The 15,890-nt window shown below is 45.9% G+C and carries 12 protein-coding genes; 8 read left to right on the top strand and 4 right to left on the bottom strand.

All coding sequences use genetic code 11. From position 1 onward, the window contains the following. Nucleotides 1–26 precede the first annotated feature (26 nt). The 7 genes from QTP81_RS05520 to lysS all read left to right on the top strand — a co-directional run bounded on the left by QTP81_RS05520 (nucleotide 27) and on the right by lysS (nucleotide 7,724). Entirely contained in the window at nucleotides 27–392 is a 366-nt protein-coding gene (locus tag QTP81_RS05520; RefSeq protein ID WP_289364269.1) for a hypothetical protein, read from the top strand. Then, nucleotides 368–856 carry a ribosomal protein S18-alanine N-acetyltransferase gene (gene rimI / locus QTP81_RS05515; RefSeq protein ID WP_289364268.1) on the top strand — a complete coding sequence of 163 codons (489 nt, stop codon included), beginning with the start codon at nucleotides 368–370 and terminating at the stop codon, nucleotides 854–856. The genes QTP81_RS05520 and rimI overlap by 25 nt, the downstream gene beginning before the upstream one ends. A gap of 115 nt (nucleotides 857–971) precedes the next feature. Further along, the gene (prfC, locus tag QTP81_RS05510; protein WP_289364267.1) at nucleotides 972–2,561 is read left to right on the top strand and encodes a peptide chain release factor 3; all 1,590 of its coding nucleotides are present in this window, start codon (nucleotides 972–974) and stop codon (nucleotides 2,559–2,561) included. 10 nt (nucleotides 2,562–2,571) lie between these two features. Next, nucleotides 2,572–4,293 (top strand): arginine--tRNA ligase, encoded by a 1,722-nt coding sequence (gene argS, locus QTP81_RS05505; RefSeq protein ID WP_289364266.1) that lies wholly within the window; start codon nucleotides 2,572–2,574, stop codon nucleotides 4,291–4,293. Between the two features lie 65 nt (nucleotides 4,294–4,358). Further along, on the top strand, nucleotides 4,359–4,928 hold the full coding sequence (locus tag QTP81_RS05500) for an NADPH-dependent FMN reductase (RefSeq protein ID WP_289364265.1): 570 nt from the start codon (nucleotides 4,359–4,361) through the stop codon (nucleotides 4,926–4,928). Between the two features lie 102 nt (nucleotides 4,929–5,030). Beyond that, nucleotides 5,031–6,129 (top strand): peptide chain release factor 2 gene (gene prfB / locus QTP81_RS05495; RefSeq protein ID WP_289364263.1). Its coding sequence is split into 2 segments (ribosomal slippage): nucleotides 5,031–5,105 and nucleotides 5,107–6,129, totalling 1,098 coding nucleotides; the frame shifts between segments, so codons are not numbered across the junction. Nucleotides 6,130–6,143: 14 nt separating this feature from the next. Beyond that, a complete protein-coding gene (gene lysS, locus QTP81_RS05490) occupies nucleotides 6,144–7,724 on the top strand; it encodes a lysine--tRNA ligase (RefSeq protein WP_289364262.1) in 1,581 nt (526 codons plus the stop codon). Between the two features lie 242 nt (nucleotides 7,725–7,966). Here the strand turns inward: lysS and QTP81_RS05485 are convergent, their stop codons facing one another. The 4 genes from QTP81_RS05485 to QTP81_RS05470 form a co-directional block, all read right to left on the bottom strand. Further along, the gene (locus QTP81_RS05485; protein WP_289364261.1) at nucleotides 7,967–9,916 is read right to left on the bottom strand and encodes a hybrid sensor histidine kinase/response regulator; all 1,950 of its coding nucleotides are present in this window, start codon (nucleotides 9,914–9,916) and stop codon (nucleotides 7,967–7,969) included. 897 nt (nucleotides 9,917–10,813) lie between these two features. Further along, nucleotides 10,814–11,704, bottom strand: a complete 891-nt coding sequence (locus QTP81_RS05480) for a ketopantoate reductase family protein (RefSeq protein ID WP_289364259.1) — start codon at nucleotides 11,702–11,704, stop codon at nucleotides 10,814–10,816. Continuing rightward, complete coding sequence (locus tag QTP81_RS05475) at nucleotides 11,694–12,425, bottom strand: pseudouridine synthase (protein WP_289364258.1); 732 nt, start codon at nucleotides 12,423–12,425, stop codon at nucleotides 11,694–11,696. Before QTP81_RS05475 ends, QTP81_RS05480 begins: the two co-directional genes overlap by 11 nt. Next, a complete protein-coding gene (locus tag QTP81_RS05470) occupies nucleotides 12,422–12,961 on the bottom strand; it encodes an Hpt domain-containing protein (RefSeq protein ID WP_289364257.1) in 540 nt (179 codons plus the stop codon). Before QTP81_RS05470 ends, QTP81_RS05475 begins: the two co-directional genes overlap by 4 nt. A gap of 99 nt (nucleotides 12,962–13,060) precedes the next feature. Here QTP81_RS05470 and QTP81_RS05465 point away from each other — a divergent pair, with 99 nt between their 5' ends. Further along, nucleotides 13,061–15,868, top strand: a complete 2,808-nt coding sequence (locus tag QTP81_RS05465; RefSeq protein WP_289364256.1) for a M16 family metallopeptidase — start codon at nucleotides 13,061–13,063, stop codon at nucleotides 15,866–15,868. Nucleotides 15,869–15,890 lie beyond the last annotated feature (22 nt).

Raw genomic sequence — 15,890 nt, 5'->3', positions numbered from 1 at the left:
CCAAGTTTCAATCAACACACACGCTAATGACGGCTAAAAACTCTGAATATCAACGTGCAATTTTGCAGGTCATGGGGCTTTCGACCTATGAGTCGACATTAGCGCCAGAAGCACCACTTCAGGTCACATCTGAACCAAGTACCGAACCGGAAGATTTAGATGCTGATAAAGCCAGCATGGAATTAGCGCAGTTGTCCGGATCTGAAACGCTTAAACAGGATATTCAAATGGCTTTGGAGACTGTCGCCATTGAGGGGACAAATCTGCTTTTTTCAATCCGCGCAGGTGCCGAAGTAAGCCGCAGTGCAGAAGGTATAGTCTTGCCTTGTGAATTAAACCAGTTAACGGCTAGACACAAGCAGCGTTTGTGGTCAGTCATAAGCCAACGATGACTATCACTTTCCAGCCACTCGATGCTGACAGTGCGGCACAAGCTTATATTATATGTCAGCAGTCGCACCCTGTACCTTGGTCTGAACGGGTGTTTCTCGATTGTTTAACCGCACCTTACTATGCCTGGGTCGCTATCCATCAGTCTTCTATAGTCGGGTACTACATTGGTTTGCTGGTGGCCGATGAAGTGACCTTAATGGACATAGCTGTCGCGCCGCAACAACGAGGTAATGGCGTAGGCAAAGCGTTACTTGAACATTTCTTGGCGAACCCCAAAACCTTGCAAGGCAACTTATGTTGGTTAGAAGTTCGGGCATCGAACACCGCAGCGATTGCCTTATATCAAGCTAATGAATTTGTTCTGCAGGGCACCCGCAAGAACTATTATGCATTAGCAACTTCACAAAACGATAAAAAATTTGAAGACGCCTTGGTAATGCAACGTAAAAACAGCAGAAAATAGAACGGATTAATTTAATCGCTAGTCCAGATTCGCTATACTAGCGCGCGTTTTTTTATCAGCAGCTAATCTCCAACGACATTTAGCTAGCAACTTTACACTTGAGGGCATTGTTTGCATGGCCAACGCCAGCCTAAATACAGAAATTCAAAAGCGACGCACATTCGCGATAATCTCGCACCCGGATGCGGGTAAAACAACTATCACAGAAAAGGTATTGTTGTTTGGTAATGCGTTGCAAACTGCCGGTACGGTTAAAGGTAAAAAGTCGGGCCAGCATGCCAAGTCTGACTGGATGGAGATGGAAAAAGAGCGGGGGATCTCGGTGACAACCTCGGTTATGCAATTTCCTTATGCTGACAAACTGGTTAACTTGCTCGACACACCAGGGCACGAAGATTTCTCAGAAGACACCTACCGCACATTAACAGCCGTTGACTCGAGCTTGATGGTGATCGACGCCGCTAAAGGTGTTGAAGACCGAACGCGTAAGTTGATGGAAGTGACGCGTTTGCGCGATACCCCGATCCTGACCTTCATGAATAAGTTGGACCGCGATATCCGCGATCCGATGGAGCTGTTGGATGAGGTTGAAACCGAACTGGATATTTTGTGCGCACCTATTACTTGGCCAATTGGTTGTGGTAAGTCGTTTAAGGGCGTTTATCACCTGCATCGCGATGAAACCATTTTATACCAGTCGGGTCTTGGTCATATGATCCAAGAGGTACGGATAGTCAAAGGGCTAGATAATCCCGAGTTGGACGACGCTGTTGGTAGCGATTTAGCTGCACAACTACGCGATGAGATTGAGCTTGTGCAAGGCGCGTCAAATGAGTTTGACCACGAACTCTTTATTCAAGGCCAACTTACCCCGGTTTTCTTTGGTACTGCATTGGGTAACTTCGGTGTCGACCATATGCTTGACGGTTTAAGCGAGTGGGCACCAGCGCCACAAAGCCGCGAAACTGAGCTTCGCACCGTTGATGCGACTGAAGAGAAGTTCAGTGGTTTTGTATTTAAAATCCAGGCCAATATGGATCCGAAACACCGCGACCGTATCGCTTTTTGTCGAATCGTTTCGGGTCAGTATAAGAAAGGCATGAAAATGCGCCACACACGGATTGGCAAAGACATCCGTATTTCTGACGCATTGACATTCTTAGCTGGCGACAGGGCCCTGCTCGAAGAAGCCTATGCGGGTGATATCATTGGTTTGCACAATCACGGTTCGATCCGGATTGGCGATACCTTTACTGAAGGCGAAGACCATCGATTTAAAGGTATTCCAAACTTTGCGCCTGAATTGTTCAAGCGTATTCGTTTAAAAGATCCATTAAAGCAAAAACAGTTGCTAAAAGGACTCATTCAGTTAGCCGAAGAAGGTGCCGTACAGGTGTTTCGTCCGCTAGCGAACAATGATTTGATCGTAGGAGCCGTCGGGGTACTGCAGTTTGATGTAGTCGTCGCTCGACTCAAAGCCGAATACAATGTTGAAGCATTGTATGAGCACGTCAATGTTAGCACTGCCCGATGGGTTTACTGTGATGACGAGAAAAAGCTCGATGAATTTAGACGTAAGAACCAAACAAATTTGGCGCTTGATGGTGGTGATGCACTGGCTTATGTCGCACCAACGATGGTGAACTTGTCACTGGCCCAAGAGCGTTTCCCAGATATAACTTTTAATCCAACGCGAGAGCATTAAGCGAAGATTTATGAATTTAACAGCTATATTAACCGAAAGATTTCAACAAGCGCTTACCTCGTTGGGTTTTGCGGATGCAAAAATTCCATTAAGTCGCAGTACTCGTCCAGAGTTTGGTGATTATCAATTTAACGGTGCAATGGGCTTGGCAAAGGCCATGAAACAAAACCCGCGTCAAATTGCTCAGCAAATTGTGGATGCTGTAGAACTTGATGACATCGCTGACAAGCTCGAAATAGCTGGGCCAGGATTCGTCAATATTCACATTGCGCCTGCTTTTTTAGGTCAATGGGCCAGCAAAGCCGCCGTTGATGCTGATTTAGATATCGCCAAACAAGCGCCACAAAAAATTGTCATTGACTACTCGTCGCCCAACCTAGCCAAAGAGATGCACGTTGGGCACCTGCGCAGCACCATTATTGGTGATGCTACGGTTAAAGTGCTTGAATATTTGGGCCATGATGTCATTCGTCAAAATCACATGGGCGACTGGGGTACGCAGTTTGGCATGTTGCTAGCACACTTCAGTGATCAGTTAGCCGAAAACTCAGTCGCTGAGACGGCACTGAGTGATTTAGAAGACTTCTATCGCGCTGCAAAAGTGCGCTTTGATGACGAAGAAGGCTTTGCCGACCGCGCTCGCGATTACGTGGTCAAGTTGCAAAGCGGTGACGCCAAGTGCCTCGAGCTTTGGCAACAATTTATCGACGTTTCAATTCAGCACAGTGAAGAAGTGTATGAATTGCTAAATGTTAGCCTAACGCGCAAGGACGTCATGGGGGAGAGTGCCTATAACGACGATTTAGCAGCGACCATTGAAGCACTTGAAACCGCAGGTATTGCCGTGGAAGACCAAGGTGCGAAAGTGGTGTTTATCCCAGAGATGGCTGACAAAGAGGGCAACCCAGCAGTATATATCGTCCAGAAATCGGGCGGTGGTTACTTATACGCCACAACTGACCTAGCGGCCGTACGTTATCGCAATGGCGTGTTAAACGCCGACCGCACGCTTATCTTTACCGATGCACGCCAAAGTTTGCACTTTAAACAAACTGAGATTGTTGCGCGCAAAGCTGGCTTTATGACTGATGAACAAAGCTATGAACACTGCCCCTTTGGCATGATGTTAGGAAAAGATGGCAAACCGTTTAAAACGCGTACGGGCGGTACGGTTAAGCTCAATGATTTGCTGCTAGAGTCGATTGAGCGTGCGACAGCCCTAATCGCCGAGCGTACGCAAAACACTGAAGTTGACCCAGAACTCGCGCGGAAAATTGGCATCGGCGCGGTAAAGTATGCAGATTTGAGCAAAAATCGCACCACTGACTACGTGTTTGATTGGGACAATATGCTCAGTTTTGAAGGTAATACAGCACCGTATTTACAATATGCCTATACGCGTTGTAAGGCTATTTTTAAGAAGCTTGAAGGTCATTTTAGCGTTGGCGAAATCGTTATCGAGCAAGCGCAAGAAAAAGAGTTGGCAATTAAACTCATGCAGTTTGAGGATGCGCTTTTAGTGGTTGCTGCTGATGCAACACCGCATGTGTTATGTGCATATTTGTACGATCTGGCGAGCAGCTTTATGCGCTTTTATGAAGCCTGTCCTATCCTCAAAGACAGCGTTGCTGCTGATACCCAAGTCAGCCGTTTGAGTTTAGCTATGCTGACGGCAAACACGATTCAAACCGGTCTTGATCTGTTGGGGATTGAGACAACAGAGCGCATGTAACGATTTGATCATATTTAGTATCAAGGCGTAGTAATTGCGACAAATTTTTGTGAAAGGAAAACGATATGGCGAAGATTCTGGCTTTTTCAGGTAGTGCACGTAAAGCATCTTACAACCAAGCTGTAGCCGCAGCTGCCGCTAAATTAGCTGAAGAAAAAGGCGCAGATGTAACACTGGTGAACCTCGCTGACTATCCAATGCCAATCTTTAACGAAGATGAAGAAGCAGCGACTGGTATGCCTGCAAAGGCACGCGCGTTTAAAGAGCTACTGATGTCGCACGATGCATTTATTATTGTTTCCCCGGAGTACAATTCCAGTTATCCAGCCTTGCTTAAAAATGCCATAGACTGGGCCAGCCGTATGGAAGACGGTGAGAAGCCTCTGCAAGCATTTAAAGGTAAGAATGCGCTCATCATGGCGTCTTCTGCCGGAGCGCTTGGTGGTATGCGGGTGCTGGTGGTACTGCGTATGCTACTGGGCAATATTGGGATTAATGTACTACCGGGTCAAAAAGCGATCGGCAAAGTCGATAGTTTGATCGAAGATGGCGTCTTGACCGACGAGAAAACCCTTAAGCAAATCGGTTCATTGGTTGATGGCCTAATCGACTTTACCGATAAACTGCACGGCTAATTCCTCATTCGCTGAATTTGCATAGGCTATGCAAATTCAGCACTATTCACTGGGCCGTAAATTCGGTAGTATCCGCTAACTTTTTTTAGACTGAACCAGCACATGTTTGAAGTAAATCCAATCAACACCGCAATCGATGACGTAAAACAGCGTACCGAGCTGCTTCGGGGGTATCTTTGACTACGACCAAAAGGTCGAAAAGTTAGAAGAAGTTAACCGCGAACTCGAAAGCTCAGATGTTTGGAATGATCCTGATCGCGCCCAAGCGTTAGGCAAAGAAAAGGTTGCGTTAGAGCAAGTTGTCGAAACGATTCAAGCGCTAGAGCAAGGCTGTGAAGATGTAATTGGATTGGTTGAGCTGGCTGTCGAAGCTGAAGATCAAGAAACCTTTGACGAGGCGCAGCAAGAGCTACAAGAGTTGCTCGCCAAGTTGGAAGTGCTTGAGTTTCGTCGCATGTTTTCAGGCCCTAACGATGCTTGTGATTGCTATCTGGATATTCAATCGGGCTCTGGCGGTACCGAGGCTCAAGACTGGGCCAATATGCTTTTGCGCATGTACTTGCGTTGGGGGGAAGAGCACGGCTTTAAGACCGAGTTGATTGAGGTCTCTGACGGCGATGTTGCTGGTATCAAAAGTGCTACCATACGCTTCGGTGGAGAATACGCATTTGGTTGGTTGCGAACTGAAACTGGGGTGCATCGCTTAGTGCGTAAATCGCCGTTTGACTCGGGCAACCGTCGACATACGTCGTTTGCTTCGGCGTTTGTTTACCCCGAAATCAATGATGATATTGAAATAGATATTAACCCAGCGGATTTACGCATTGATACCTATCGCGCGTCAGGTGCCGGTGGACAGCACGTAAACCGTACAGACTCCGCCGTGCGGATCACCCACATTCCGACTAATATTGTCGTGCAGTGTCAAAATGACCGTTCACAGCATAAGAATAAAGATCAGGCGTTCAAGCAGTTAAAAGCCAAGCTGTATGAATACGAACTACAAAAGCAAAATGCCGAGAAACAAGCGATGGAAGACAATAAGTCTGATATCGGTTGGGGCAGCCAAATTCGCTCTTATGTACTGGATGACTCGCGCATCAAAGATTTGCGCACCGGCGTTGAAACTCGAAATACACAGGCTGTGTTAGATGGCGGACTTGACCGTTTTATCGAAGCAAGCTTGAAATCTGGATTATAAACTGGAACCCATAAATGACTGAACAAAACCAAGCTGCAACTCAAGACAACCTTGAAGACAACAAGTTGATTGCTGAGCGTCGTGCCAAACTCGACAATATTCGTCAGCAGTGCAAAGCCAATGGGTTCCCGAATGATTTCCGCCGTGAGCACTACGCTGACGCATTGCAGTCGCAATTTGGCGAGTTCGACAAAGAAGCGTTAGCAGAGCAGGGTAATCAGGTCAGTATCGCCGGTCGTATTATGGCCAAGCGTGGGCCGTTCTTGTTATTGCAAGATATGACGGGTCGTATTCAATCGTATGCCAGCAAAGATACCCAGAAAGATATCAAAGCGCGCTATGGCAGCCTTGATATTGGTGACATTATTGGCGTTGCTGGAACTTTACATAAATCGGGTAAAGGCGATTTGTATGTGGATATGGAGCAATATGTTTTGCTTACTAAAGCATTGCGTCCTCTGCCAGAAAAATTCCACGGTCTGGCCGATCAGGAAACGAAGTATCGCCAGCGCTATGTTGATTTAATCACGAGTGAACAAACCCGCAAAACCTTTGTGGTTCGCAGCAAAGTGGTTGCTTCTATCCGTCAATTTTTGGCGCAGCGCGACTACCTCGAAGTTGAAACGCCGATGTTACAGGTGATCCCCGGTGGCGCCACGGCAAAACCCTTTATCACGCACCACAATGCCATGGATATCGATATGTACTTGCGTATAGCGCCTGAATTATATCTCAAGCGCTTGGTAGTCGGTGGTTTTGAACGCGTATTTGAAATCAACCGCAACTTCCGCAACGAAGGGCTTTCGACACGTCACAATCCAGAGTTCACTATGTTGGAATTCTATCAAGCCTATGCCGATTACAATGACTTGATGGATTTGACCGAAAACATGTTACGCCAAGTGGCGCAGGATGTATTGGGTACTCACTTGATTGTAAATACGGTTAGAAACGCCGACGGCGAAGTAGAGCAAACTACCGAGTATGATTTTGCTAAACCATTTGTGCGTTTGACGATGAATGATGCGATATTGGCACACTGGCCGGTCGATACAATGGGTGAGATTACGCCGGAAATTGAGACTGCAATTAAAGACCCAGAGGCTAACCTAGAGACGCTAAAAGCTGTCGCTAAGCGCTTGCATATTACAGAGCCAGAAGTTGAAGGTATTTGGGGCGCGGGTAAATACTTATGCGAAATCTTTGAAGCAACGGCTGAAGAAGAGCTGGATCAACCAACCTTCATAACGGCGTATCCTTGGGAAGTTTCGCCACTTGCGCGTCGCAATGATGATAATCCGTTTGTCACTGACCGTTTTGAGTTCTTTGTCGGTGGGCGTGAAATTGCTAATGGTTTCTCAGAGCTCAACGATCCGGAAGACCAAGCTGAGCGCTTTTTAAAACAGGTATCGGAAAAAGATGCCGGTGATGACGAAGCGATGCATTTTGATGCCGATTACATTCGCGCATTAGAATACGGCTTACCACCAACGGCTGGTGAGGGGATCGGTATCGATCGACTCGTAATGCTATTAACCGATAGCCCAACGATTAAAGATGTAATCTTGTTCCCGCATATGAAGCCAGAGCAATAAGTCGTGTTTCTATAAATGAATACTGCGGCATTGGGCGAAAGGGCTCAGTTAAACGATTTATTTCGGTGAGCGGTCGACGGCTCTTTTGCAACTCACAAAATCCGATGCTCTGGAGCATCGGATTTTTTATGCGACTTCAAACAGTCTTTGTCACCCTCCCCAAATATCGTAGGTCCGAAAAGTTATCTTGGGTAATTAGAGCGTTACATTATTGAATTGGTTCGAATAATCCGGCTTATTATTCAGAGCGATGAAATCCTCTCTGCTAGTTCTCTAAGTCTAAAGGGCTTCCCTATTACATCAAGCGCGCCCTCTTTCTTGATTCCTGCTACAGTGTCATCTGACATAAAGCCAGAGCACATTAAGACCTTTACATTGGGATTGATTGCTTTGAGCGCTTTCAATGTTTCACGTCCGTTCATTTCAGGCATCATCATATCTAGCAATACTAAGTCGATGTCAGGCCACCTTTGTGCGTAAAGTTCAATTGCGTGCCTTCCATCAGAGGCAAAAAGTGGTGTGTGCTCAAGAGTAATTAGAAAGTCAGCGCAGACCTCTCGGATAGAGGCCTCATCGTCAACGACTAAAATAGTTAACGAGCGTCCATCTGAAGAAGCCTCTAACTCGTCACTTGAGCTGGCCTTTCGTGCTATTAATTCGCTCAAGGGTAAGATAATTTCGATGGTAGAGCCTTCGTTAAGCTCACTTTTTATATTGATAAGGCCACCAAAACTTTGCACTGAACCGTATACAGAGCTAAGACCTAGGCCAGTTCCTTTACCTTGCGGCTTAGTCGTATAAAAAGGTTCCATAGCCTTTTGAATATCATCTGCAGACATCCCAGAGCCAGAATCGCTAACTTTAATTGAGATATGCTCCCCGGGCTCGAGGGAGCTGAAACTAGCATGCGGGTCACACTCTTTTACTTCGATTACGTTGGTGGATACCTCAATATAGCCGGATTCGTGGATCGCATCACTTGCGTTCAACCCTAGGTTTAACAGTGCATTCTGTAACAAATATTTATCTGCAAGCACGACAAACCTGGGGGCGGTAAGGTTTGTTTCTATTTTGATCCGCTTATCAATGGAGTGTCTGAGTAGGTCAATTACAGCATAAATCTCAGCATGAATATCTACAGGTGTGAAGGTGATATCCTGCTTTCTTGCAAAACTCAACAGTTGTTTAGTCAGGTGTTTTGCATGCTCCGCAGTCCTTGAAATTTTATCAGCGTATTGTTTTGCTTGCGAGAGAGCGCTACTGTCCACAATCAAATCCGCAAAGCCCATCACACTTGCTAGCTGATTATTAAAGTCGTGGGCCACACCACCTGCCAAAAGCCCTAGCGCCTCCAATTTCTGAGACTGAATTAGCTCGCTCTCCATTTTTTTTCTGTCAGAAATATCGACATGCGAACCTATCATTTTGACAGGCTTGCCATTTTCATCCTGCAGCACAGAAGCATGACAAAAAATCCACAAATAGTGGCCGTCTTTATGCTGAAATCGAAATTCACTTTCATGTTTTTTAGTGCATTCGTCGATACTCTTCTCAATAAGTTTTAGCGTACCAGGGAGATCATCTGGGTGGACTCTACTTTCCCAGCTTTCAAAAGCATCGACAAACTCATCATCAGCGTAACCAATTTGGCGTTTGTACTCTCTAGAAAACCGCACTTCATTACTAATTAGATCCCATTCCCAAAATCCGATATTTGCAGCTTTCACCGACTCTTCATAACGCTGATTAGCCTCTTCTAGCTGTTGACTTTTCTTTTCAAGTGCCTCAAATAAGCGTTTGCTCTCGGTAATGTCAAAACAAGAGCCGATATAACCCTTAAATTCACCGTATCCGTCATAAAAGGGTGAACCATCGTCTTGGATCCATCCATATGAGCCGTCATTACGTTGTAATCGATACTCCATCGAAAAAGGCTGTCTCGCATCAAATGCAGTAACATATATGGAAAGGCAACGTTCATAGTCGTCTTCATGAATGCCATCAGCCCAACCATAACCATACTCTTGTTCTAAACTTCGACCTCGGTATTGCAGCCACGCTTTATTAAAGAAAACACATTGTTTAGTAACGTCTGCCACCCACAACAGAACCGAGGACGCATTAGATAAGGCTAGTCCAATGTCAGAATGACCGGAATCAATCGTAGTCAACTCACTAATTATCTGTTTCACAATCGCTAGAAAAAATACGTCTATTTCGTGAAGTGTAGTTTATAAAAAGGTCATGCACCTATTATTCGACGATAAATAATTCAATACTCTCTCGCTACGTGTATATGAGTGCCGATGCTTAAGCGAGCAGTTCAGCGTAAAATGCTGACCGCTTCCCGATGCGGTAGTTTGCTTGCGTCACACAATTTGGGCGATTAGAGGTAATATTCAATCTCTGTACGGACAAAAAACAGTTTTCGGAGAGGATAAGTTGAGCTGATTGCTCAACACTTCTGAACTTAAAGGCAGGTTAAACATGCGCAAAGTGATCGAGTAATTTTCATTATTTCACAGAAACACCACTACCGAGGGAAAATCAACCGAAAAGTAGACTGTCTCTTAGGGTATTAATGACCATTTTCTTTCTTATGCTTGAGCTATCTTAATTTGAGAGATTGATTCGCTTAGCATAGGCATTATTCATAATGGAGTCTTTATCATCATAGCTACTTGGATAAGTTTAAAAAACACCATTTTTGTAATCGCAACCCCCGTCAATCAACATTCAATAATCTAGACCCACTATCTAACCTTTCATCTTTTAAGTGCAAATATTCTGTATGAAAGGGCGCGGACATGTTTTCGCTTTGCCAGGGAGGAAGTTGAATACCAAAACGATAGTCTCTGATATTAGCCATCATGGCTTGCCAGTTTTCCGTTGATTTACCTTCACATCGTGACATAACCTCAGCCTAAAGGCAGATTATGCTCAATTTGAGCACGGACAAAATTCTAATGGTTTGTGTCAATTGTTCTTTTATAAACCCCGCTTTAATGTCGTAAAGTAAAGAACTTTCATGTGCTACGCGAGTTAGCTTAGTATTAAACGGTTACGTCGGATTTACGCTGTATCAATGGCTAACCTAACGCCTTAACCGCATGATAATGTTCAGTAAGTTGCGGGCACTCGATACCAGCATGCTTCGCAATGCTCAGCGCATAGCCATTGATAGCATCAATTTCAGTAGGGCGGCCAAGGGCGACATCTTGCTGCATCGAGGAGAAGTTCTCTGCAGTGCGTTGCATAACCTGTTGTGCCCGCCCCAGAATCGATGCGGGTGATTCATCAAAACCTTGTTTACAAGCCAGTATTGATAGCTCGTTGGCCACTAATTGTAACTGCGGCTGCCAGCGTGGGTTCAGTAATTCGCCGTTGCGAAACCCATGGATAGCGGTGAGTGGGTTGATAAGGCTATTAATCGTTAGTTTTTGCCACTGGGTACGGCGGATATCGATACTGATTGAACTATCGCCAAATAGATCATTACAAACTGTGTTTAAATACTCGAGACTAGCTGGCTCGGCCTGCGATTGCAGTGTACCGATAAAAGTTTCCCCCTCGCCGGTTTGAACGGCAGTAGTTGGAGACGGCTTAAATGCTGCGATACTCGTGGATGCGGCATATAATTGATATGGCTTTTGATCCAATGCTGATTGCGACCAATCGAGCATCCCGTTATGCACCAGCAGAACCTGAGTGTTTGTACAAAAATGCGCTTCGTATTGCGTCAGCGCAGCTTCAATTTGGTAGCTCTTGAGCGGCAGAACAACAAGTTGCGGCGAATTATCCTCTGGCCAATGATGCTGAGGTAATGTGAGTTCGACTTGTCTTTTATCTAGTAGTGTTACTTGTCGTACTGGCGTATTTCTTGGACGGTTAACGACTGGATAGCCTTTATTAACCGCCTGTGCAGCTAACACGCTACCTAAAGCACCACTACCCACTATGTGAACGTGTTTATATTGCATGTAGTGCCTTGGAAAGTGGGCGGGGCCAATTGAGTTGTTCAAGATCCCCAAGGTCTTTGACCGTTTGCACCACTTGTGTTTGATTGAACCAGTCGCCTTGTTCGGGGTAGCGATAAAAACTGTAGCGCTCTTTAAACAACTCAAAGGCGAGTTGATAGGCATGCAGATACATTCTATCGCTTGCATGCTTCGCATAACGTGCATCGCCGAGTATAGGTGCACCGATTGACTGTAAACTGACGCGCAATTGATGGGTCTTGCCGGTCAGAGGCTTAAGCACGAATAAACGCAGTGACGGATACTCGGGTTGGGCAACGCTATAACTAAAAAATTGGGTATAAGCTGGATTGTCAGTTGCTGGCGTCAGCTTATAATTGCCGCGCCGAGCTTTGCTCAAATCACCTAAAACATGTCCTTGCTTCTTCTTGGGTTTTTGCGCACTTATCGCGAGATAAAATTTTTGCACTCGACGGTTCTGAAATGCATCTGACAGCGCTGCTGCGACATCTGCTGTTTTAGCTAATAGCAAGAGTCCTGAGGTTGCAGTGTCAAGGCGGTGCACCAAGTGCAGGCCAGTGTAACCACGAGCCTCAAGCATTGGCAGAATTGGGTTGTCACCGTCCTGATAGTGCATACAAACGCCGGGCGGTTTATCAATAACTAGAAAGTGTTCAGTGTCTGCGAGGATGTGCAGACGCGGCTGCGCATCACTCGTTGTCATGCTTGGTCAATAATCTCGACTGCTGTAGCGTAGTCCAAATCATCGACAGCGGTAACTATGGCTTGTTTTTGTTGTTCAGATAAATCGCTAGCGGCTAGAAACGCATGTAACTTTTCGTCTGATACAAAACGCTGTTGACGCAACGCGGTAATTACCTCATCGCCAGCGGTATTCGATAGCGCTTGGTTGCTACCATCATCGCAATAACTGACAACCGCTTCTAATGTAGTATTTAGCGCCGCAATAAATGGCGCTAAGTCGACGTTACAATCAGTGGCACGTTTAATTTCTTGATCTTTGCTCTTTGCTGCCAAGTGCAGAAGGTCCAGGCCCAGATTACCACTCACGCCTTTGATCGTATGAACCAGCAATTGCATCGCTTCTAGGTTGTTTAGTTGTTGAATTTCCGATAACTTGCGTTCGCTGTGCTGGTATTCGTCATGAAAGCGTAGCAATAGGCGTTTGTACAACGTCTCATTGCCACTTAGCTGCTGGAGGCCGAAACTAGTATTTATTATGTTTGTTTGCTGTTCCATTGACGCTCAAAGTAGTCAGTTATGCATTTAGTGTACGTGATTTATTGGCTATCGTGTAGTCTTGTATAGTTTTCATATTTACGGATTGAAGTTAGAAGAATGATAAGAACAATTGGGCTAGTTGTGTTAGTCGCTGTGACGTTAGTGGGTTGCAGTACGCCAAAGGGTAATAATGCTGATGAAACTCAGCAGATTGGTATTGAGCATACTCGTTATCAACTCGACAACGGGTTAACGGTAATTCTGCACCAAGACACTTCAGACCCCCTAGTGCACATTGATGTTACCTACCACGTGGGCTCATCGCGTGAAGTGGTTGGTCGTTCTGGCTTCGCTCACTTTTTTGAACATATGATGTTTCAAGGCTCCCAGCATGTCGCAGATGAACAGCACTTTGCCATGATCACTGAAGCAGGGGGTGACATGAACGGGACCACTAACTCTGACCGCACAAATTACTATCAAACTGTACCGCGCAATCACCTTGAAAAAGTCTTGTGGTTAGAATCTGATCGTATGGGATTTTTGTTACCCGCAGTTACGGTTGAAAAATTTGAGAACCAGCGCGATACCGTCAAAAACGAACGTGCCCAGCGCGTTGACAATCAACCCTACGGTTTGCGCAGTGAGCGCACTAGCGAAGCACTGTATCCAGCTGGACATCCTTATTCGTGGCCAGTAATCGGCTACGTGGAAGATTTAGAGCGCGTTGGCGTTGATGATTTAAAAGCCTTCTTTAAGCGTTGGTATGGTCCCAACAATGCCGTTTTAACGATCGGCGGCGATATTGATATTGACCAAACAAAGGCATGGGTTGAGCAGTACTTTGGTCCAATCCCCAGAGGACCAGAAGTCGAAGATTTACCCAAAACACCGGTGACCCTTACAGAGAGCCGGTATTTGACCCTTGAAGACAATGTGCATTTACCGTTTTTGCAGATGACTTTTCCTACCGTTCATGCCAGACATCCTGACGAAGCACCGCTTGATGTGCTAGCGGATATTCTGGGTGGTGGTAAAACATCAATCTTCTATAAAAACCTGGTAGTTAGCGGACGCACTGTGCAGGCGGCTGTATCACATCCGTGCCGGGAATTGGCCTGTGAGTTTCAGTTATTAGCATTGGCAAACCCCGGCGTAGAGCCTAATTTGAATGATTTGTATGAGCGCTTTCATCAGACGTTTGCTGAGTTTGAGCAACGCGGTGTGCAGCCCGATGACTTAGAGCGAGTTAAGATGAGCATCGAAGCAAGAACCATATTCAGTCTGCAAAGCGTAGCCAGTAAAGTCAGTATGCTTGCGTATGGACAAACCTTTGCGGGTGAGCCAGACCTCGTACAGGCCGATATTGATCGCTACAACGCAGTGACCGCAGAAGATGTCATGCGAGTGTATGAAAAGTACATTAAGAATAATCCAGCGGTGGTGCTGAGTATTGTGCCTATGCAGCAAACGCAGCTTGCTGTGGCCAAACCCCAGTATGAAATACCAGCTCGTGATATTCCTGCGTTCGATGCGGTTCAAGAGGTCGCTCAGACGCCTATTGAAGATTCTTTTGACCGCAGTCAAATACCGCCTGAAGGTAAACCTCCTGTTGTCAGTGTACCGGACTTTTGGCAAACACAAGTACTCGATAATGTGCCCTTGTTAGGTGTAACCACATCTGAAACGCCAACAGTAAGCCTCTCAATTAGTCTAGAAGGTGGACCATTATTGGATCCGATTGACAAAGCGGGCTTAGCGTCGATGACAGCGATGATGATGAATGAATCGACAACTCAGCGTAGCAATGTAGAACTCGCCAATGCATTATCTAAGCTTGGAAGTAGCGTGCAATTCTCTGCATCTGGTCGCTTTACCACGATTTATGTCAGCAGTATCAGTAAGAATTTGCCGGCAACATTGGATATTCTCTATGAGAAATTATTTTCTCCGGCGTTTTTAGAGGCTGATTTTAATCAACTCAAACAGCGCAGCTTACAAGCCATTCAGCAGCAAATGAAAAACCCGAATGCGCTCGCGTCACGTGCGCAAAGCGCAATTTTATATGGTCCGGAAAACCGCGTCAGTATGCCTGATGGCGGCACCTATACAACGCTGAGCAATATTCAGTTAGACGACGTTAAGGCGTTTTACGCGCAATTTTACAACCCGGCTAAAGCCAACATTGTGATTGTTGGTGACATTGAACAATCGTTAGCGGTTAGGTTATTGGCACCACTTAAAGAGTGGGCAGTTGCAAACTATGAAATTCCAGCGTACGCAGCATTTCCTGAGCACAACGAGGGCAAAGTGTTCTTAGTCGATAAGCCCGGCGCAGTCCAATCAGTGGTCAGTGTAGTGCGCCGTTCGATGCCCTACGATGCTACCGGCGAATACTTTCGCGCGCGCTTGATGAACTTCCCTCTGGGTGGTCACTTTAATAGCCGGATCAATCTTAACTTGCGGGAAGATAAGGGCTACACCTACGGCGCTAATAGTTACTTTAGTGGTGGTAAAACGCTGGGTATTTTTGCTGCAGGAGGGGACTTCAATGCCCCTAATACACTAGAGAGTATTCAAGAGATTTTGCGTGAAATGTCGGAATACAAGCGCGATGGGATCACCGCACAAGAGTTGGCGTTCCTAAAAAGTGCCTACACTCAAGGCGATGCTCTGGATTATGAAACGCCAGCGGCTAAGGCGCGGTTTTTACGCCACCTGCTGGTCTATGAATTGGATAAAAGCTTTTCTGAGGAGCAGCTTGCGATCATTCAGGGGATAACCGCTGAAGAGATTAATCTTGTAGCTAAGGCATTGATCCAGCCCCAAGATATGCACATTATTGTAGTTGGGGATGCTACATCACTAGAGCCACAGCTCGCCGAGCTTGGTCGAGAAATTATTCGTTTTAATGCAAGCGAATAATCTAGGTTAGCCTAACTTTGTA

The organism is Neoalteromonas arenosi (genome assembly GCF_030362855.1).
GTDB classification, from domain to species: Bacteria; Pseudomonadota; Gammaproteobacteria; order Enterobacterales; family Alteromonadaceae; genus Alteromonas_E; species Alteromonas_E arenosi.
The sequence above is the reverse complement of the archived record's forward strand: the minus strand, read 5'-3'. Positions and strand labels throughout refer to the sequence as shown.